Below are 18,971 nucleotides of genomic sequence, written 5' to 3'. Positions count from 1 at the left end.
TAGGTTTTATTACATTTTATTATACAGTTAAATAATGGCGAATGACCTCGTCATCAAGCGATTCCAGACCGCCCTCCCAGGCGATGGACCCCTTCTCCAAAATATAAAAATAATCGCCCACACTCTTCACAAACTCCAGACTTTGCTCAGCCAGCAGTATGGCCGTCCTACCATCCGCTTTAATCGACCGGATCACATCGCGGATATCATCGACGATCGACGGTTGGATGCCTTCGCAGGGCTCATCCAGGAGCAGCATATCCGGCTCCGATGCCAACGCTCTGGCGAAAGCCAGCTGCTGCTGCTGCCCGCCGCTTAAATCTCCGCCCCTGCGGCTGTACATGGTGGGAAGCACAGGGAATTTGGCGATAGCCGCAGCGGGAATCTCCCGTTTTTTCTCCCGTGAAGCCTCCAGGCCAAGCAGCACATTCTCAAAAACCGACAGCTGCGCGAAAATCTCGCGTCCTTGCGGCACATAACCAATCCCCTGCTTCGCCCTGTCTCCCGGGGAACGCCTGGTCATATCCATCTCCTTGTAGGAGACCTTGCCCTTACGCGCCTTGAGCACCCCCATGATGCTCTTCATCAGCGTGGTCTTGCCAACCCCATTGCGCCCCAGCAGGCAAACCACCTGCCCCGGCTTCACCTTCAGCGTCACATCGCGCAGGATCACACTCTCGCCATATCCTGCTTCAAGCTGTTGAACGGCTAGCATCGGCATCCCGCCTTTTCCCCAAATACACTTCCGCCACCCGGTCATCCCGCTGCACGTCCTCCATGGAGCCTTCCTTCAGCAGCTTCCCTTCATGCATAACAGTCACTTTGCTTGCAAAATTACGGACAAACTCCATATCATGCTCCACGACAACAATCGACTGCGTCCTGCTGATCTGCTTCAGCAGCTCGCCGGTCTTCTCCGTTTCATTATCCGTCATACCCGCTACCGGCTCATCAAGCAGCAATATTTCCGGCTCCTGCAGCAGCATCATGCCGATCTCCAGCCACTGCTTCTCTCCGTGAGAGAGGCCTCCGGCCCGCCAGTCTGCCTTGGTTTCCAGACCGATCATCTCAAGCTGCGCTTCAATCCGGTCATGATCCTCCGTTCGCATCCTGGCCCGCATGGCCGCAAATACCCCACGCTTTTGCTTCATGGCGATTTCCAGATTCTCATAGACGGTAAGCGTCGGGAAAATCGAAGGGGTTTGAAACTTGCGCCCGATGCCAAGCTCCGCAATTTGATGTTCTTTTTTCCGCGTAATATCGATGGTTTTGCTGAACACCACTTTCCCTGCCGTCGGCTTCACTTTCCCGCAGATCACATCCAGCATTGTCGTTTTTCCCGCTCCGTTAGGCCCGATCAGAAATCGGAGCTCGCCCCGCTCCAGACTCAGGTTCATGCCCTGGATTGCTTTGAAACCGTCAAAATCCACGGTCACCTCATCACACTGCAGGATGACGGACTCCATCTGCCCCTTCATGCTTCGCCCTCCTTCTTATCAATCGTTTGAATTGGCCGGACAGACCTGCTGCTCCCTTCGGCAGGAAGACAACAACGACAACGAACAGAGCGCCCATAAAGAACAGCCAGATTGTCGGATACGATTCACTGAACGCGCTCTTGGCGGAATTGAGCAGAATCGCGCCCAGCGCTGCCCCATAGAGCGTGCCGCGGCCGCCTATCGCCACCCACAGCACCATCTCAATCGACGGCACAATACCCATCATCGATGGCGAAATAATGCCGACATGGAGAACGAACAACATGCCGGCAAGCCCGGCAAGGCCCGCCGAGATGCTGAAGGCCACCATCTGGTACAGCGCCGGGTTATAGCCGATAAACCGAACCCGGTTCTCACCATCCCGGATTGCCCGAAGTACTTTCCCAAAGCGGCTCATCACCAGAAAACGGCATAGCGCATAAGCCGCAATAAGCGCTGCGACAGTCACCAGGTACAGTGTCCGCTTCGTGTCCGGCGATGCCAAGGAGCTGCCGAACAGCTGGCTGTATCCGGTCACCCCGTTGGTTCCGCCCGTAAAAGCCTGCTGGCCGATGAACAGTGTAGTCGTAATGATCACAAGCGCCTGTGTCAGAATTGTAAAATAAACACCGCGAATCCGGTTCCGGAACGTAAAATAGCCAAGTATAAGCGCAATCAGCGCAGGCAGCAAAATCCCCGCCGCCACGGCGAACCCGAAATTCCCGAAGGGCTTCCAAAACCACGGCAGCGCGGTCAAGCCGCTCCAATCCATAAAGTCCGGCAGCCTGCCGCCGCTGGCATCAAGCTTAAGATACATCGCCATGGCATAACCGCCCAGACCGAAAAATACGCCATGCCCCAGACTCAAAATTCCGGTATACCCCCAGATTAAATCCAGCCCGAGCGCAACAATGGCATAAGCCAGAAATTTGGCAAGGAGGTTAAGCCGGAAGTCGCTGAGCACAAGCGGCGCGCAGAAGAGCGCGGTTGCGCAAGCCGCATAACCCGCCAGCAGCCACCATTGCCTGGATGTCATCATTCGCCTTTGCATGCCAATCCCACCCTTTAACGTTAATCCAGCGAACGCGTCCGCATGGCGACGAGCCCCATCGGTTTCCACTGCAGAAAAGCAACGATACACAAGAAAACCAGCACTTTGCCCAGCGAAGCTGTCGTCCAGTACTCAAACAATGTGTTGGACATGCCGATGCCGAATGCGCCAAATACAGTGCCCACGAGCTTGCCCACGCCGCCAAGCACAACGACCATGAACGCGTCGACGATATAATAGGTGCCGATGGACGGACCGATCGGACCAATCAAGGTCAATGCGCAGCCGGCAATTCCCGCAATCCCCGAGCCGATAGCGAAGGTCGTGGCATCCACGCGGCGCGTCGAGATGCCTACACATGCCGCCATCTCCCGATTTTGCATAACTGCTCTCATTCTGCGTCCCGAGTGGCTGCGGTAAATGTATAGATACATAGCGAACAAGCAAACCAGCACAAGCGCAATAATAAACAGCCGTTTGTACGGCAGTACCACATCTCCCATCACCGTCATCCCGCCATTCAGCCAGGAAGGGCTGGTTACCCCGACGTTCGGAGCGCCGAATATGGTGCGTGCCAGCTGCTGCAGCATCAGACCGACGCCCCAGGTCGCAAGCAAACTGTCGAGCGGCCTGCCGTACAGGAACCGGATCAACGTCATCTCCAGTACAAGGCCGAACACGAAAGCCACGGCGAAGCTGACCGGAATGGCCAGCACAAAGTACCAGCCGAACGCCGATGCGGGAAAATAAGAGGTAAACATATTCTGGACGACATAGGCGGTGTAAGCCCCGATCATAATCAGTTCCCCATGTGCCATGTTGATGACTTTCATAAGTCCGAATGTAATGGAAAGCCCAAGCGCGATCATCAGCAGAATCGAGCTGATACTGATTCCGTTAAACAGCTGAAGCACAATAACATCCATTATTTCACCCCTCATGCGTCAGACTTCTTGCATTGGCAAAGGAAGTATCCAAAGAAGCGCTGACGCTTGGCGAATACTCCCATTGCCCTGTTTCATACGAGGTTGGTTATGACATCCGTTCTTTAACTTCCGGAGCTCAAGCTGCTCGCCCACTCATAGCCCTTGAGATAAGGGTCCGGCTTCACCGGTTCGCCGGAATTCCATACTTCCTTGAATTGCCCGTCGGACTGCACTTCACCGATTCGAACGGTTTTGTAAATATGCTGATTCTCGCCGTCGATTGTGATTTTACCCTCTGGCGCATCCCATTCCAGACCTTTGGCCGCTTCCTTGACCTTAGCCACATCCGTGGATCCCGCTTTCTCTACAGCAGCAGCCCACAGATAAACCGCATCATAACCCGCTTCAATCGGATCTGCCGTTACGCGGTCATCGCCATATTTCTTTTTGTAGTTTTCAACGAACGTTTTATTGGCGGGCGTATCTGTCGTCTGATAGTAGTTCCAGGCTGCGAGATGCCCTTCCAGCACATCCACGCCGATGCCTCGGATTTCCTCTTCCGCCACCGAAACCGAGAGTGTCGTCATATCCTGCGCGGTAATCCCCGCATCCTTAAGCTGCTTGAAGAAGGCTACGTTGCTGTCGCCGTTGAGCGTATTGAACACGACCTCCGGCTTCGCCTCCTTGATTTTGCTGATAATCGTTGCGTAATCCGTATGACCCAGCGGTGTATATTCCTCGCCTACCAGCTCGCCGCCTTCGGCTTTCAGCTGTTCTTTAATAATTTTGTTGGCGGTACGCGGGAAGACATAATCGGAGCCCAGAAGATAAAATTTCTTGCCGCGGTTCTCCAGCAGCCAGCTTACCGCCGGTACAATCTGCTGATTGGTTGTTGCTCCGGTATAAAAAATATTCGGGGAGGATTCCAAACCCTCGTATTGTACGGGATACCATAAAAGTCCGTTTAATTCTTCAAATACAGGAAGCATCGCTTTCCGGCTTGCGGATGTCCATCCGCCGAACACGGTTGCGACTTTATCCTCGGATATCAGCTTGCGCGCTTTCTCTGCGAAAGTCGGCCAATCGGAAGCACCGTCTTCAACGACAGGCACAAGCTTCTTCCCTAACACGCCCCCTTTGGCGTTGATCTCGTCAATGGCCATCATCTCCGAATCTTTAACCGATACTTCACTGATGGCCATGGTGCCGCTGAGCGAATGAAGGATGCCGACTTTTATTTCTCCGCTGTCACCTCCGCTGTTTCCTGCAGCATTACTTGTATTGGCTTCCCCGTTGGCAGTTGTTTCTGTGCTTCCGCCATTGTTCCCGCAGCCCGCTAATACCAGGCAGAGCGCAACCAGCATAAAAACTGTGCTTTTCCATACTTTTTCCCTCATTTTCCCACTCCCCTAACCATTTTCTCCTATAATCCGAACGATCCGCTCTCTAAACGTTGTATCGTTCGTGAATTCATTATAGATTCATGTCAGCTTTCATGTCAATATAGTTTCCATAAAAGTTTTAATCACACATAATTGGTTCCTTTTTCCTGCATTATATGATAAAAAAGTCACTTTAATGTTATGTTAATGTTATGTAAACGGAGGTGAATTTGTCGATTTCCTGCTTATACCTAACATAAAATAGATCCGGTCAACGAAAAAAGCGTCAGGTCTCTTCCCCTTTACGAGGTGAGATCCTGACGCTTTTCGTTTTTCGATGGAAAAAGTCTATTTTACGAACACACAAACCGGTGTAGACAGCTCAATTTGGTGACCGGTCGACAGCAGACGTCCTGAACCCTGATCAATCCGGTAGCTTATCAGACTGTCCGATAATTGATTGGCGGAAAGCAGATACTGATCATCCGGCGTGATCGTAAAATTCCGCGGCTCCCGTCCGCCGCTTGTGGCAACATCCACGAGCTCAAGCATGCCGTCTTCCGCGATCCGGAAAATGGCGATGCTGTCATGCCCGCGGTTGGAGGCATATAAGAAACGCCCGCAGCCTTTGACCAGGATATGGGCGCAGGTGCTGTTTCCGGTAAAGGAGTCCGGAAGCGTCCCGATCGTTTGCAGCAATTCCAGCCGCAAATCCTCCTGGTGAACCTGATATACCGAAACCGTACTGTCCAGCTCGTTTACAACATACAGCTGCTGCCCGTTCGGGTGGTAAGCCATATGTCTTGGACCCGAACTTGGGACTGCTGCAGTCTGCCGTACGCGCACAAGCTTCCCAGCTTCCCTGTCAATCCGGTACTGCACAAGCTCATCCGTTCCCAGATCCGCGATCGTCACATATTCATTCGTCGGGTCGATGATGGAAGAGTGCGGATGCGGCGCTTCCTGGCGGTCCTTACGCGGTCCCGTTCCCTCATGCTGCACATTATCGGCCATCGGGCCTATGGAGCCGTCTTCCTCTACGGGAAACAGGCATACATTGCCGCCGCTGTAATTGACAACCGTAATAAATTGCTCATCCCGATCCAGCGTGATATGACAAGCCGCATTGCCCAGTGTCGACCGCTCATTCATCACAGACATGGACCCATCAGCCGGGTCAACAGCAAGGCTAATTACTTTCCCTGGCTGATCCCCTGTCTCGCTGACCACGTACAAGCGAGTCCGTGCCGCATTCATTGTCAGGTAGGAAGGATTAACCAGTCCTGCTACACCAGAGACCCTTCTCATTTCCCCGCTCTCGGTATTCAATTCAATGACAGCAATTCCTTCTGCTTCATTGCCGGAATAGGATCCGACGACCACCTGCATTTTCCCCAAAGCCAATCCCTCCCCGATCTCCTCTTCCCGCTGCATACAACTGATACTTGGCCTTTACATTACCGGCTCCCGGCATAAAACAAGCCCGGCTTAACAGCCGAGCTTGTCCCTGTAACAGAAACGGCTGCTTTCGACTTTTGGCGGCGGATCAGCTTCTTCAAGCTACCGCAATCCTCGGGCGTTGATGGCAATAACCGCTGCTTCCTTCTTAAGCTGCTTACTTCGTTGCAGGTTCTTCTTTTTTATCAGTCGATGTCGAATCCGGAGCGGCAGCATCATTGGCTGCTCCATTCGTTGCGCCACCAGCGGCACCATTCGCTGCTCCGCCAGCAGCGTTAGGATCAGCTGGAGGTGCGGGCAGATCAACTTTCGTAATCAGACCCGGGAGCTCTTTGGTCATAAACGTATTGAGGACCTCGGAAGCTGCAGCCTGCTTCAGACCTTCTTTGTCCTCGGCGGACAGCTTGTCAAAAGCCGTTGGCTCACGCTTTTCCACCTTCATGACATGATAGCCGTAAGAGGATTTGACGGGATCGCCCACTTTGCCGATCTCCTGTTTGTTTGCGGCATCTTTAAATTCCGCCACCCAGACTTTTGCCTGTTGATTCTCATACAAGCCGCCGGTCTCCTTGGAGCCGGTATCGTCCGAATATTGTTTGGCCAGTGCTGTCCAGTCGCCGCCGGCATCCAGCTTCTTCTTCACTTCCTGGGCAATTTTGAGCGCATCTTCGTCCTTGCGCGTCTCTTCGCCTGTCTCGGGGTTGACGGTTCCGACCAGAATATGACGAACCGTGATCATGTTGTAGTCGTCTTTGGTTTTATCGTATTGAGCTTGTACATCAGCATCTTTAACCTTGCTTTCCTCATCCTTCATGATGGAGGTAATCATTGTATAGAAATATTTGATATCCGCCTCGGTAAGTCCGACTTTGTCCACTTTTGCCTTCACTTCCGGGGTTGCATCAATTTGCTGCTTGATTTGGGTATAGAAGTTGTTTACTTCTTCTTCCATCGCCTTGTCCTCTTTGTCTCCAAGACGGGTTTTCAGAATCTTGTATCCCACATACTCACGCAGAAATTGTTCCTGAAGCTGCGGGATGCTCAAGTACATTTCCGTTTGCGGCTGTACGATGCCAAAGAAGGTCGAATATTTGGCAAACTCCGTTTCCGTTACCGTTCCGTCCTTATATGTCGCTACGGCTTTGCCTTCCCCTGCTCCGGGCGCTGTCCCCTCGGAGTCATTCTTCTTGCCGCATCCTGCTGCCAAAACAACGACCAACATGGCCGCCAATGCAAGCAAGACCCCCTTCTTCCAATAATTAGTGCGCAACATCCTGTAGTTCCCCTTTCGATTGTATGGTTTCTTTATAGTGAAGCAAAAAACGTTCCAGTACTTCGAGCCTTTGATCCATTTCAAGCCCCTTGCCTCTCAGCTGTACAAGCGGATAAGGCTCGTTGCCGGCTGAACGCTTGATCCGGTTCTCGAACTGCAGGCACAACCGGTCGACCTTCTTCGTGTCGAACCGCCGCTTCTCCTGTTCGGCGAACCGCAAGCTGATATCATCGCCCTTGCCGCTTATCTGCTCAATCCCGCATGCTGCGCCGAGCACTTTAAGCCTGGCTACGGAAAGCAGATTGTCCACCGATTGCGGCAAATCGCCGAACCGGTCCACCAGCTCCTCGCGCAGATCTTCCGCTTCCTCAAGGGAGCGCAAAGCTGCCACCTTCTTATATATCTCTATCTTCTGTATGCTATCGTAAATATAAGCCGAGGGCAAGTACGCATCTATACTCATATCAATCACCGTACTGACTTCCTTCACCGGCTCGACGGCTTCTCCGCCCATATCAAGCTTGCGCTGGGCTATTTCATCCGCAAGCATTTGGGAATACAGATCAAAGCCAACGGAGGCGATGAAGCCATGCTGCTCCGCTCCAAGCAGGTTTCCCGCTCCGCGTATAGCCAGGTCGCGCATGGCGATCTTGAAGCCTGAGCCGAGCTCCGTGAATTCTTTAATGGATTGCAGACGCTTCTCCGCAACCTCTGTCAGCACTTTATCCCGCTGGTAGGTGAAATAAGCGTAAGCGATACGATTGGAGCGCCCCACGCGTCCACGCAGCTGGTAGAGCTGGGAAAGCCCCATTTTATCCGCATCATGAACAATCAGCGTATTGACATTGGGGATGTCCACACCCGTCTCGATAATGCTGGTGCTGACAAGCACATCGGACTCCCCGTCGAGGAAATCAAGAATCGTCTTCTCCAGCTCCTGCTCGGACATCTGGCCGTGCCCGACCGCAACGCGGGCATCCGGAACCAGCGCATGAATCTGTTCCGCCATTTGATGAATCCCCTGCACACGGTTGAACAGGTAATAGACCTGACCGCCCCGCGCCAGCTCCCGTTCGATGGACTCGCGGACGAGCGACGGACTGTATTCCACCACATAGGTTTGCACCGGGAAACGGTTCTCCGGCGGTGTTTCGATAACCGATAAGTCCCGGACTCCGAGCATGGACATGTGCAGGGTGCGCGGAATTGGCGTTGCCGTCAGCGTAAGCACATCCACGTTGGTTTTGAGCCGCTTCAGCTTCTCCTTGTGGGATACGCCGAAGCGCTGCTCCTCATCCACAATAAGCAGGCCCAGATCCTTAAAGATAATATCCTGCGAAAGCAGCCGGTGCGTACCGATAACGACATCCACCGTTCCCGCCTTGAGACCTTTCATCGTATCGGTCTGTTCCTTCTTGGAACGGAAACGGCTCAGCACCTGCACATTGAAAGGAAACCCCGAGAAGCGTTCGCGGAAAGTCTCATAATGCTGCTGGGCGAGTATCGTCGTAGGAACAAGAATGGCGACCTGTTTTCCCTCAATCGCCGACTTGAAGGCCGCGCGCACGGCAACCTCGGTTTTGCCGTAGCCGACATCGCCGCACAGCAGACGGTCCATCGGTCGCGGTGTCTGCATGTCTTTCTTGATCTCTTCAATCGCACGCAGCTGATCCCGTGTCTCGTCATAAGGGAACATCGCTTCAAATTCCTGCTGATAGGAAGTGTCGCCTCCAAAGGCAAATCCGCTGGTAGCCTGCCGCTCCGCATACAGCTTGATAAGCTCATCGGCGATATCCTGGACGGAGGAGCGGACCTTTGTTTTGACACGCGTCCACTCGCTGCCGCCCAGTTTATAGACCTTCGGCTCCTTCTCCTCGGAACCGACATACTTCTGGATCAGGTCGATTTGCTCAATCGGAACAGACAGCTTGTCGCCACCTGCGTACAAAATATGAATATAGTCTTTATGGATGCCGGCAATCTCAAGCGTGCCGATCCCGATATATTTGCCGATTCCGTGGTTCTGGTGGACGACGTGATCGCCAACCTTCAGCTCGGAATAGTTTTTAATCCGTTCGGCATTGTCAATTTTTTTGTCCACCCGCCGCGCCTTGCGCTGCTTCTGCGAAAACATCTCGCCCTCGGTAATTACAATCAGGTGGATGGATGGCAGCTCAAAACCGGACTGCAAATTGCCTTCGATCAGCGTCGGCGGCTCAATGCCGTAATCGTGCAGGATCCGCCTGATGCGGTCCATACGCTCCGTGCTGCCGGCCAGCATCATGACACTCGCGCCGGATTTGCGCCAGCGTTCCATCTCCGCCTTCAGCACATTCATTTGACCGTGGAAATTTTGCATCGAGCGGCAGACGACATTAAGGATATTCTGAGGCTGCGTATGCGGAATTTGCCTTAAGAAAAGAGAAAGAAACATGGTCGGGAACGGACGATGATACAAAATCTCGTCAGAGGGGCGGGCCAGCACAAGCCCGGGAAGAGATTTTCCGCTTTGCAGCAGATGCAGTTCCCATTCGGATTCATCCCGTTCGAGCTGACGGCCAGTCTCAATGAGGCGGGTCGGTTCGTCATAGATAAGCAGCGTATCCTCGGGCATATAGTCGAACAGCGTTTGCCTCTCCGGATAGAGCAGTGAGATATATTTATAAATTTCCGTAAAATACTGATGCTCGCGCAGCTTTTCGATCTCTGCGCCCATCTCCGAGCGCAGCCGGTCCTTGGCCGAACGGTCATTCATCTTCTGAAGCTGCTGCTCCAACAGCTCCGAGGCATGCTGAGCCGCATTATCGAAGCGGCCGGCCTCGGCAAGAAGCTCCTGGCAGGGAGGAACCATATACTGCTCCAGCTTCTCTACCGATCGTTGATCGGCAATATCGAAGGTGCGGATTGAATCGATATCATCGTCAAACCACTCGATCCGGTACGGATTTGCGGTAGTCAGCGGATAAAAATCGACAATTCCGCCGCGCACGCTCATTTCGCCCTTAGCCTCTACCTTATCGGCCCGGACATAACCAAGCTCTACCATTTGCCGTAAAAACGCTTCCATAGGCAGTGTATCGCCTACTTTTATCTCAATCCGCGCATTAGCCATCACACTGCTGATCGGCAGGTAGCGGCGCACCCCGGAGAAGGGCACGACAACAATCCCGCGAAAGCCTTGCGACAAACGGATCAGAACATCCATCCGCTGGGCAAGCGTTTCCGGGCTCGATATGGCTGCTTCCGCTGCGACCAATTCGTTGGCGGGGTACAGCAGCACTTCATTTGGCGAGAGACATTCCACCAGATCCTCCGCGATCTTCTGCGCGGCGAACATATTGTGCGTAACCACCAGCATCGGCTGGTTCATTTCCTTGGAGAGAGCAGCAATCATGACCTGCCGCGACGATCCGGCCAGGCCGGATATCAACTGTTCCCGCATCCCTTTTCGCAATCCGGACACGACTGACTGAAAATCCATATCCGCGGCGTAAGCCTCTAGTAATGCTTTCAACGTTTACTGCACCTCGTTTCATTCCACCAAAGATAATGACTTGCTGCTCTGCCCCGATGGGAGACCCGGGTTCCATAATATGCACCATGACCCCCTGTTTCCTGGGCGAGCGTCAAGCGTTATCCTAGCGGAACGATATAGATAAAATAGGGATACCAACTGTTACAAACTAAAATTCAGGAAAATAGCACCCATAACGGAAACAGCCTGCCTTCTTTTGCCGCAAGAGATGCCAAAAGAAGAACAGTCCCTGCCGCTGAACCTGAAATTTTAAAAATCAGTTCACAAAAGGAGCCTCAGCCGTGCGCCAAGGCTCTTCAAATCCTGATCCGAGTGGGAGCCCCCTACTGCAGGGGACTATTCATAAGCACGAGTTCCGGATTATTCTCAATCGCCTCGCGGCAGTAGTCGCAAACGACTTTGACCGTCACATCGCCGTTTGGATTATACGCTATTATATCGCTGCGCTCTTCGGTGGTCAAGAAATGGAACCCGAGCTGCATTTCCGATACGGAGCTGTTGTGTATGGTTCCGATCGCGGACTTACAGTGACGACAAATGTAATGTACAGCCATATTATGCCTCCTGAAGGTTTGTTATACCCTCAGTATGCCCGGACGGGCCAATATTTAACGGTTGAATTTGGCCATGGTCTGATCAAAAGGATGCTTGAGCGCAAATTCGACCGCATCGCAGGTATCCTCTATCATGGTAGACACTTTCTCTCCATCGCTTTTAGGGAAATTGGCCAGCACATAGTCTGCAATATTCATACCCGGCTGCGGTCTGGAAATTCCCATCCTTACCCGATTGAATATCTGGGTGCCGGTATGTCCAATAATGGATTTGATCCCGTTATGGCCGCCCGCGCTGCCCTGATAACGGAGCCGGATCTTACCGATTTCCGTATCCAGATCATCGTAGACGATAATCGCATCTTCGAGATCGGCTTTAAAATAATCCATGAACCCTCGCACCGTCTCCCCGGACAAATTCATATACGTCATCGGCTTGAGCAGCATCACCTTCGTGCCGGCCACATTCCCTTCACCGAGCAGCCCTTTGCATTTGCTTTGCGTTACGCTGATTCCCCACCGTTTGGCCAGGGCATCGACCGCCATAAATCCGATATTATGCCGCGTCCCCTGGTAAGCCGTGCCGGGGTTTCCTAATCCGACAATCCATTTCATGTGCGTGCCTTCAACTCCTAAACGTTTTTACTCAGACATTGTTACATAGGCGAAAAATGTTTGCTGTAAAGTTTTTGTAATGATGCAACGAATCATCCTTGTAAATTGTCATATCTATATAAGCGGCAGACTGCCGAGGCAATGCGAAATTGAACACAAAGGAGCGACTTTGATGTATTTGAACGGTCAGCTGATTTATGATGATTCTCATTTCTTGGATCACTCGGAGCATCAGGTTCCAGTCCAGATCTATTGGGGCAACGAGCATAGTGACATCGGCTTCGTCGAACAGTGCAGTCCTCAGTATATCAAGGTTAATAATGTGTTCTACAACAGAAGGCAGTTTACCTTTGTTTCCCGCCCCGGATATTGAGAAAAATTCAGGACAAGTTAAACCGAGTGCCAGCCTGTGGGCAGGAAGGTCATGCTACACAGGAAAGAGGGCTGCAGCGGCGCAGCCCTCTCCACCTTACTATATTTTCTCCCCGATGACAAAGATCTTCTCCCGCTGCCACCGCTATGGTTTTACTCGTTATCGCTATCCTTCTTCTCCTCGGAAGCTTCGGCACTTTCACCCTCGGCAGCTTCGGTATCTTCTTCTTCTGCTTTCTGTGGTGCAAGAATGGCAACCACTACCTGATCGCTATCGACACGGGTAGAAACATCCTTAGGCAGCTTCAGGTCGCTCACCAGCAGATTCTCCCCTACAAGCAGTGCGGAAACATCAAGCTCTATAGAATCCGGAATCGCATTCGGCAGGCAATGAACCTCGATTTCATGAAGCAGCACCTGCAGAATACCGCCTTCCTTCACGCCCTGAGCATCGCCCGCCAAATCGATGCGGACCTGCGCCTTAATCTCTTCATTCATATTCACCTGATGAAAATCAATATGCATAACGCTGCGAGATAAGGCATCCCGTTGAACCTCGGCCATCATGACCGGCTGTTTGCCGGCACCTGGTACATCCACTTCGAGCAGTGCATTGGGATGATAGCGCAAAATGGCAAGCAGTTCCTTCTCATCGACCGATATGCTGATGGGGTTCTCCAGCTTTTTGCCGTAAACGACACCGGGAATCTTGCCCGTATGACGCAGCTTTCGCAGTTGTCCCTGTGATCCTGATGCACGTTCCTCTGCCTTGAATGTTATAGCCATAATTGGAACCTCCTGGGTTTGTACTTATTCGTGCTTTATTCATATTCGTACATAGTATATTCATATTACCCACTACGCCAAAAAATTAAACAAGCAGTATGCTTCGGCTTTTTGAGAACCGAAGCATACTGCTTGCAATCGAGGGGTGCAGCGGCACCCAATTCACGAATAACCGCCGACATCCACATGCTGCTTTGCCCATTGATAGGACCAAAAGAGCCGTTTCTTGTTATTTGCTGTTTGCCTTCTTCGCTTTTGCCCGGGCACGGAGCTTATCCGCATAACCGGGTTTGTTGACTTGACGCTCGCGGGCAATCGCAAGATCTCCATCAGGTACATCATGTGTAATTGTAGACCCTGCGACAACATAGGCGCCGTTGCCGACTTTGACTGGTGCGATCAAATTCACATTGCTTCCTATAAAAGCATTGTCGCCGATCTCCGTGAGCGATTTATTATACCCGTCATAATTGGCGGTAATCGCACCGCAGCCGATATTGACGTCTGCGCCTACTTTGGCGTCCCCGATATAGCTAAGATGGGAAACCTTGCTGCCGGCTCCAAGCTCGGCGTTCTTAATTTCAACAAAGTCCCCGATCTTGCAGCCGATTCCAAGCTTGGTACCCGGACGCAGGTAAGCGTAGGGACCCACCGAGCATTCATCAGCGATGACAGCTTCCGTCGTTACGGAATGCTTGACTGTGACTCCGTTGCCGACTTCCGTATCCGTGATATCCGCCTGCGGCCCGATGATGCAGTCCTCCCCGATCACCGTGCTGCCCCGCAGAATCGTACCGGGCAAAAGAACGGTGTCGGAGCCGATGACGACGTCCGCTTCTATATAAGTGGCGGCGGGGTCGATAATGCTCACACCCGCAAGCTGATGCTTGCGGACAATGCGCGCGCGCATGAGCTGCTCAGCCTCTGCGAGGCCGACACGGTCATTCACGCCGACTCCTTCCGCATAATCCGCCGCACAGTAAGCCTCCACAACCTCGCCGGATTTTCGGATAATCTCCATGACGTCCGTCAAATAGTATTCACCCTGCGCGTTGTTGTTTGTAACCAGCTTCAACGCCTCAAACAGCTTGCGGTTGTCAAAGCAGTACATGCCGGTATTGATCTCGTTAATGGCGGCCTGCTCGGGCGTGCAGTCCTTCTGCTCGACGATCCGCTGGATTGCTCCCGCTTCATTCCTGATAATCCGTCCCAGACCCTGCGGATTGGGCACTACAGCCGTCAGCACAGTAGCCGCCGACTGCGTACGCGTATGCAGCTCCAACAGCGCTGTAATGGTCTCTGCCGTGACCAGAGGCGTGTCCCCATACAGAATCACAGTTGTGCCTTCTTCAGCGCCAAGCAGCTCCTCTGTTTGCAGGACCGCATGACCGGTGCCAAGCTGCTGCTCCTGCAGCACGAATTCCGCGCCGTCGCCGACGTAGCCCTGCACCGCTTCCGCCCCGTGTCCCACAACAACAACGGTGCGCTGACAATCCGCTTCCCTCACCGTTTGCAGCACATGGCCGACCATTGGTTTGCCGCATACCGGATGAAGCACTTTATATAATTTCGATTTCATTCGTTTGCCTTGTCCCGCGGCTAGTATGACTGCCATTATTTTTCCCAATGTAAATTCCTCCCGGCTTTATGATGTCTATCTGGATACTCTATGAACTTTTTTGTTATTCTTGTTCTTGTAAATTTCTCTAATGAATATAGCGTATTCAAGGCAAAAAGAAAAGAGAGCCCAAAAGGCTCCCTTTTCTTCGCAAATCGGGTTGATAAAAGGGCTTCAGTATCCTGCACCCTGATTTGCGCTCTCCCCAATTTCGTCAATTACGCTCCTTCTTCAATCACTTCTTCTTCCTCCGTAGCGGCACGCTCATACTCAGCAAGAACTGCAGCCTGGATCTTCTCACGGGTAGTAGAAGAAATCGGATGAGCGATATCGCGGAATTCTCCATCCGGAGTCCGTTTGCTTGGCATTGCCACAAACATCCCATTGTTGCCGTCGATCACACGAATATCGTGAACGACAAATTCGTTGTCAATGGTGATGGAAGCGATAGCCTTCATGCGACCTTCGGAATTTACACGGCGGAGTCTGACATCGGTAATTTGCACTTGTGTTCACCACCTTTGCCTATCAAAGACTTGGTGTATAATTCCACACTGCAATGCAAAATCCTTCATGTTTTTGGAAAATTAATGCCTTATTTTAAAATAAATATTTCCAATTCCATTGTTTCGATTTAATTCGACTTTTATTCGACTTTTATCGATACAATCAGCTCAATTTCGACAAGAACGTCTTTGGGCAGTCTGGCCACTTCAACCGTGGAGCGGGCAGGTTTGTGATCACCAAAATAAGAGGCGTAAATCGTATTGAGGGCGGCGAACTGGTTCATATCTTTGATAAAAACCGTCGCTTTCGCCACATCGGAAAAGGTCGCTCCCGCTTCCGCAAGGACCGCCTGCAAATTGCGGAATACCTGATGGGTTTGTTCTTCGATTCCGCCTTCCACCAGCTGACCGTCTGCATCCAGTGGAATTTGTCCGGACGTAAACAATAAATTGCCCAGTGTAATGGCTTGCGAATAAGGTCCGATTGCGGCCGGCGCCTTGTCTGTAGATACAATGCGTGGAATATGCTTCATTTTTGAAAGGTACCTCCTGAAGGTGTTTGTGAATTTAATGGGCCTTGCTGCAGCTCTGAGCTATTTGACATCAAAAAAATTACCCGGAACAATCGTCGTATGCTTGGTCTTCATATCCACAGCCGTCAGCTTGGCAAGCGATACATAATCCTCCAGCAGCCTCTCTTCCGTGCCAAGCTCTCCTGATTCCACGAAGACGCCGACACCGGCGACCTTGGCATTAAACTCATGCAGCAGATCCATCATTCCCTGCACCGTGCCGCCTGCTTTCATGAAATCATCAATAATGAGCACCCGGGACTGCTCCTTGAGCGCCCGGCGGGTAAGAGACATCGTCTGAATCCGTTTGTTGGAGCCCGACACATAGTTAATGCTCACGGCCGAACCTTCCGTTACCTTGTTGTCGCGTCTTACAATCACAACGGGAAGGTTCATGCAGGATGCTGTTGCATAGGCAAGCGGAATGCCCTTCGTTTCTACAGTCATGATTACATCGATATCGGAGGATGCGAATGCGGTTGCAAACATCCGGCCCACATCCGCCAAGAGACCAGGCAAGCCCAGCATATCTGTCATATATAAGTAACCGCCTGGAAGCACCCTCTCGGGCTGTTCCAGCTGGCGGCAAATATGATTCATAATGGATAATGCTTCTGCCTTGCCCATTTTGGGTGTATATCTGACTCCGCCCGCAGCACCTGCCAGCGTTTGCAGTTCACCAAGTCCTTCTTCCTCGAATACCTCTTTAATAATGGCCAGGTCTTCACTGATGGAGGACTTGGCAGACTGGTAACGATCAGCAAAAGCTGTCAAAGAAATTAACGTATGGGGCCGGGTAAGAAGGTACTGCGTCATTTCAACTAACCTAGCACTTCGTTTTAATTTCTTCACAGCATCGTCCCCCTCGCTAAATCCGAATATTATAATGATAATATATCATTTTTATACGGATTTAATCAAGAAAAACGTCTTTATCATGTCAGCATTCTTACCACGTAAACTTCTTTGCAGAAACCACGCAGACCATTATATATCCGTGATACTTTGGCTTCTTTGCTGACCAGTCCAAAAACTGTAGGACCGCTGCCCGACATCAAGACCCCGTCGGCACCCAACCGGTACATGATTTCCTTGAGCTGAAGCACCTCCGGATAGGTATGAAGCGTAACCGACTCCAGTACATTGCCGAGATTTGCGCATATATCGGAAAAGGAACCCCGCTCAATAGCCGATAACATCGCCGAGGTTGAAGGATGCTGCTTGATCTCCGACGCCCGCAGCTTTCCGTATACGTCAGCCGTAGACACGTTGATCGGCGGCTTGGCAAGCACGACCCAGCATTGCGGCGGATTGCCGATCGGCTCCAGCTTCTCGCCACGGCCGCGCGCAACCGCCGTTCCTCCCGTCACACAGAACGGTACGTCCGAGCCCAGCTCCGCGCCAAGCGTGCACAGCTCGTCCTCAGAGATTCCGAGCTCCCAGAGCCTGTTCAAGCCCCTGAGCGCAGCCGCAGCGTCACTGCTGCCCCCTGCTAGCCCCGCAGCAACAGGGATCTTCTTGTCCAAATGGATATAAACCCCTCTTGAGACGTCATACCGGTCCTTGATCAATTTAGCCGCCTGGAAGGCAAGGTTCTTCTCGTCCAGCGGTATGTAGCCAGCCTGGCTCGAAATAATAATCGTATCCCTGGGAAGCTCTTCCATCTCCAGACGATCTGCCAGATCCACCATCGTCATAATCATTTCCACTTCATGGAAGCCATCGTCCCGTTTACGCAATACATCGAGCATCAGATTGATTTTAGCCGGCGCTTTTTCATAAATCTTCATTTGTGTCACCCGTTCGTTATATATAGAAAAATAGAATCTTTTTTTATATTCTAACAAAAGGCCATAAGAAAAGCTAAGATGTCCTTTGTGCGACGTTTATGTCCGCTCTGGCATCTTAGCTTCAGGTTAAATATATCCGGTCATCCCGGGAGTTCATCTCCCGGAATCCAATCGGCTAATGGCGTGGTTGATATGGCTGCCGCGCTTGCATGGTCTGCACAAAAGCGGGCGAGAAAGAACTGCCTGCACTTCTTTCCGGTTGTCCCTGCGGCACATAAACGGCAACTGGCGGCGTGGATGCTGTGAAGCGCTGCTGCACGTTTGGCGCGGCTTGAGGCGCGGTGAATTGTTTGGCGGCAGCCTCCTCAGCCAATTGAATCGCCCGTTTCACCATATTCCCGGCATCCTTGGCTTTAATGCCGCCCCAGCCTTCGCGCTGCACCGTATCGTAAAATCCAAGGTCCTTCGCCAATTCATTCTTCAACTGCTCGCTCATAAAGCTTCGGCGTTTGCGGCTCATCCCAATAGAATCCTCCTTCGACCTGTAAGTTACCGTTAGTATGCTTGAATTTAAATTCTTCATGCACGCGGACAAACAGGCTGTTTTTGGAGATTAGCTTGGGGTATGAAGCTTAATGGACAGAAAAAAGAGTACGGACTTTTGAAGGGTCTCCGTACTCGATCAGGCTTGTTATTCTTTTATTGCATATACGTAATGCGAACTTGGCCATCATCGCTATCTACAGTCACTTCAACCGATTCAGTCAAAATATCTGCGTAGCTGTAGGAGACCCGCTTGAACGCATGCTGCTCCTCGTCAAGTTTGACAATGAATACAGAAGGGTAGATTTCTTCCAACACTCCGGTTCGTTCAATGGTCTTTCGTCGACCACCGTTTGCGCGAAGACGTATTTTGGAGCCGACATGGATTTCCAAACTGCGTTTGATCTCCATCAGTGCATTTTTAGCCATTGTCCACTACCACCTCTTTCCTTGTCCATTATAACTAAAAAGAGGTGGTTTGTCAAAAAATTATAATTATAACAGTGTGGTAA

18 protein-coding genes and 1 pseudogene are annotated in these 18,971 nt (G+C 51.7%); 1 reads left to right on the top strand and 18 read right to left on the bottom strand.

All coding sequences use genetic code 11. The features are described from left to right. Positions 1 to 19 precede the first annotated feature (19 nt). The 10 genes from urtE to pth all read right to left on the bottom strand — a co-directional run bounded on the left by urtE (position 20) and on the right by pth (position 12,272). The gene (urtE, locus tag AC0YOB_RS36590) at positions 20 to 715 is read right to left on the bottom strand and encodes an urea ABC transporter ATP-binding subunit UrtE (protein WP_475796984.1); all 696 of its coding nucleotides are present in this window, start codon (positions 713 to 715) and stop codon (positions 20 to 22) included. Continuing rightward, the gene (urtD, locus tag AC0YOB_RS36585) at positions 693 to 1,478 is read right to left on the bottom strand and encodes an urea ABC transporter ATP-binding protein UrtD (protein WP_475796983.1); all 786 of its coding nucleotides are present in this window, start codon (positions 1,476 to 1,478) and stop codon (positions 693 to 695) included. The genes urtE and urtD overlap by 23 nt, the downstream gene beginning before the upstream one ends. Further along, positions 1,441 to 2,529 (bottom strand): urea ABC transporter permease subunit UrtC, encoded by a 1,089-nt coding sequence (gene urtC, locus AC0YOB_RS36580; RefSeq protein ID WP_475796982.1) that lies wholly within the window; start codon positions 2,527 to 2,529, stop codon positions 1,441 to 1,443. The genes urtD and urtC overlap by 38 nt, the downstream gene beginning before the upstream one ends. A 20-nt stretch (positions 2,530 to 2,549) precedes the next feature. Beyond that, complete coding sequence (gene urtB / locus AC0YOB_RS36575; RefSeq protein WP_210046365.1) at positions 2,550 to 3,455, bottom strand: urea ABC transporter permease subunit UrtB; 906 nt, start codon at positions 3,453 to 3,455, stop codon at positions 2,550 to 2,552. A gap of 122 nt (positions 3,456 to 3,577) precedes the next feature. Further along, on the bottom strand, positions 3,578 to 4,852 hold the full coding sequence (gene urtA, locus AC0YOB_RS36570) for an urea ABC transporter substrate-binding protein (RefSeq protein ID WP_475796981.1): 1,275 nt from the start codon (positions 4,850 to 4,852) through the stop codon (positions 3,578 to 3,580). Positions 4,853 to 5,185: 333 nt separating this feature from the next. Beyond that, on the bottom strand, positions 5,186 to 6,226 hold the full coding sequence (locus tag AC0YOB_RS36565; protein WP_475797004.1) for a lactonase family protein: 1,041 nt from the start codon (positions 6,224 to 6,226) through the stop codon (positions 5,186 to 5,188). Between the two features lie 226 nt (positions 6,227 to 6,452). Further along, positions 6,453 to 7,568, bottom strand: coding sequence for a peptidylprolyl isomerase (locus AC0YOB_RS36560; RefSeq protein ID WP_475796980.1), 1,116 nt, complete (start codon positions 7,566 to 7,568; stop codon positions 6,453 to 6,455). Then, entirely contained in the window at positions 7,555 to 11,082 is a 3,528-nt protein-coding gene (mfd, locus tag AC0YOB_RS36555) for a transcription-repair coupling factor (RefSeq protein ID WP_475796979.1), read from the bottom strand. Before mfd ends, AC0YOB_RS36560 begins: the two co-directional genes overlap by 14 nt. Positions 11,083 to 11,426: 344 nt before the next feature. Further along, complete coding sequence (locus AC0YOB_RS36550; RefSeq protein ID WP_210046360.1) at positions 11,427 to 11,657, bottom strand: anti-sigma-F factor Fin; 231 nt, start codon at positions 11,655 to 11,657, stop codon at positions 11,427 to 11,429. 54 nt (positions 11,658 to 11,711) lie between these two features. Then, the gene (gene pth, locus AC0YOB_RS36545) at positions 11,712 to 12,272 is read right to left on the bottom strand and encodes an aminoacyl-tRNA hydrolase (protein WP_475796978.1); all 561 of its coding nucleotides are present in this window, start codon (positions 12,270 to 12,272) and stop codon (positions 11,712 to 11,714) included. Between the two features lie 172 nt (positions 12,273 to 12,444). On the opposite strand from pth, the gene AC0YOB_RS36540 reads away from it, so the two are divergent. Continuing rightward, entirely contained in the window at positions 12,445 to 12,645 is a 201-nt protein-coding gene (locus AC0YOB_RS36540) for a hypothetical protein (RefSeq protein WP_210046358.1), read from the top strand. 152 nt (positions 12,646 to 12,797) lie between these two features. On the opposite strand, the gene AC0YOB_RS36535 is transcribed toward AC0YOB_RS36540, so the two are convergent. The 8 genes and pseudogenes from AC0YOB_RS36535 to veg all read right to left on the bottom strand — a co-directional run bounded on the left by AC0YOB_RS36535 (position 12,798) and on the right by veg (position 18,888). Then, on the bottom strand, positions 12,798 to 13,430 hold the full coding sequence (locus AC0YOB_RS36535; RefSeq protein ID WP_475796977.1) for a 50S ribosomal protein L25/general stress protein Ctc: 633 nt from the start codon (positions 13,428 to 13,430) through the stop codon (positions 12,798 to 12,800). A gap of 229 nt (positions 13,431 to 13,659) precedes the next feature. Continuing rightward, a complete protein-coding gene (glmU, locus tag AC0YOB_RS36530) occupies positions 13,660 to 15,045 on the bottom strand; it encodes a bifunctional UDP-N-acetylglucosamine diphosphorylase/glucosamine-1-phosphate N-acetyltransferase GlmU (protein WP_475797003.1) in 1,386 nt (461 codons plus the stop codon). Between the two features lie 221 nt (positions 15,046 to 15,266). Further along, positions 15,267 to 15,554, bottom strand: a complete 288-nt coding sequence (gene spoVG, locus AC0YOB_RS36525) for a septation regulator SpoVG (protein ID WP_189000021.1) — start codon at positions 15,552 to 15,554, stop codon at positions 15,267 to 15,269. A 140-nt stretch (positions 15,555 to 15,694) separates the two neighbouring features. Continuing rightward, complete coding sequence (locus AC0YOB_RS36520) at positions 15,695 to 16,087, bottom strand: RidA family protein (protein ID WP_475796976.1); 393 nt, start codon at positions 16,085 to 16,087, stop codon at positions 15,695 to 15,697. A gap of 60 nt (positions 16,088 to 16,147) precedes the next feature. Then, the gene (gene purR, locus AC0YOB_RS36515) at positions 16,148 to 16,978 is read right to left on the bottom strand and encodes a pur operon repressor (RefSeq protein ID WP_475796975.1); all 831 of its coding nucleotides are present in this window, start codon (positions 16,976 to 16,978) and stop codon (positions 16,148 to 16,150) included. Positions 16,979 to 17,061: 83 nt separating this feature from the next. Further along, the gene (ispE, locus tag AC0YOB_RS36510) at positions 17,062 to 17,916 is read right to left on the bottom strand and encodes a 4-(cytidine 5'-diphospho)-2-C-methyl-D-erythritol kinase (RefSeq protein ID WP_475796974.1); all 855 of its coding nucleotides are present in this window, start codon (positions 17,914 to 17,916) and stop codon (positions 17,062 to 17,064) included. A gap of 346 nt (positions 17,917 to 18,262) precedes the next feature. After that, positions 18,263 to 18,436, bottom strand: a pseudogene (locus tag AC0YOB_RS36505) (small, acid-soluble spore protein, alpha/beta type); the annotation flags it as partial. A gap of 179 nt (positions 18,437 to 18,615) precedes the next feature. Beyond that, positions 18,616 to 18,888, bottom strand: a complete 273-nt coding sequence (gene veg, locus AC0YOB_RS36500; protein WP_189000010.1) for a biofilm formation stimulator Veg — start codon at positions 18,886 to 18,888, stop codon at positions 18,616 to 18,618. Positions 18,889 to 18,971 lie beyond the last annotated feature (83 nt).

Source organism: Paenibacillus sp. JT31N17 (assembly GCF_056269255.1).
Note: the sequence above shows the minus strand (reverse complement) of the source record. Positions and strands in the feature narration are given on the sequence as shown.

Coding starts and splice junctions, on each gene's coding strand:
- urtB (WP_210046365.1), bottom strand. CDS start 3,455: ATGGATGTTATTGTGCTTCAGCTGTTTAACGGAATCAGTATCAGCTCG.
- AC0YOB_RS36540 (WP_210046358.1), top strand. CDS start 12,445: ATGTATTTGAACGGTCAGCTGATTTATGATGATTCTCATTTCTTGGAT.
- urtA (WP_475796981.1), bottom strand. CDS start 4,852: ATGAGGGAAAAAGTATGGAAAAGCACAGTTTTTATGCTGGTTGCGCTC.
- urtD (WP_475796983.1), bottom strand. CDS start 1,478: ATGAAGGGGCAGATGGAGTCCGTCATCCTGCAGTGTGATGAGGTGACC.
- pth (WP_475796978.1), bottom strand. CDS start 12,272: ATGAAATGGATTGTCGGATTAGGAAACCCCGGCACGGCTTACCAGGGG.
- AC0YOB_RS36535 (WP_475796977.1), bottom strand. CDS start 13,430: ATGGCTATAACATTCAAGGCAGAGGAACGTGCATCAGGATCACAGGGA.
- AC0YOB_RS36560 (WP_475796980.1), bottom strand. CDS start 7,568: ATGTTGCGCACTAATTATTGGAAGAAGGGGGTCTTGCTTGCATTGGCG.
- urtE (WP_475796984.1), bottom strand. CDS start 715: ATGCTAGCCGTTCAACAGCTTGAAGCAGGATATGGCGAGAGTGTGATC.
- veg (WP_189000010.1), bottom strand. CDS start 18,888: ATGGCTAAAAATGCACTGATGGAGATCAAACGCAGTTTGGAAATCCAT.
- ispE (WP_475796974.1), bottom strand. CDS start 17,916: ATGAAGATTTATGAAAAAGCGCCGGCTAAAATCAATCTGATGCTCGAT.
- glmU (WP_475797003.1), bottom strand. CDS start 15,045: ATGGCAGTCATACTAGCCGCGGGACAAGGCAAACGAATGAAATCGAAA.
- AC0YOB_RS36550 (WP_210046360.1), bottom strand. CDS start 11,657: ATGGCTGTACATTACATTTGTCGTCACTGTAAGTCCGCGATCGGAACC.
- urtC (WP_475796982.1), bottom strand. CDS start 2,529: ATGCAAAGGCGAATGATGACATCCAGGCAATGGTGGCTGCTGGCGGGT.
- AC0YOB_RS36565 (WP_475797004.1), bottom strand. CDS start 6,226: ATGCAGGTGGTCGTCGGATCCTATTCCGGCAATGAAGCAGAAGGAATT.
- AC0YOB_RS36520 (WP_475796976.1), bottom strand. CDS start 16,087: ATGAAGCATATTCCACGCATTGTATCTACAGACAAGGCGCCGGCCGCA.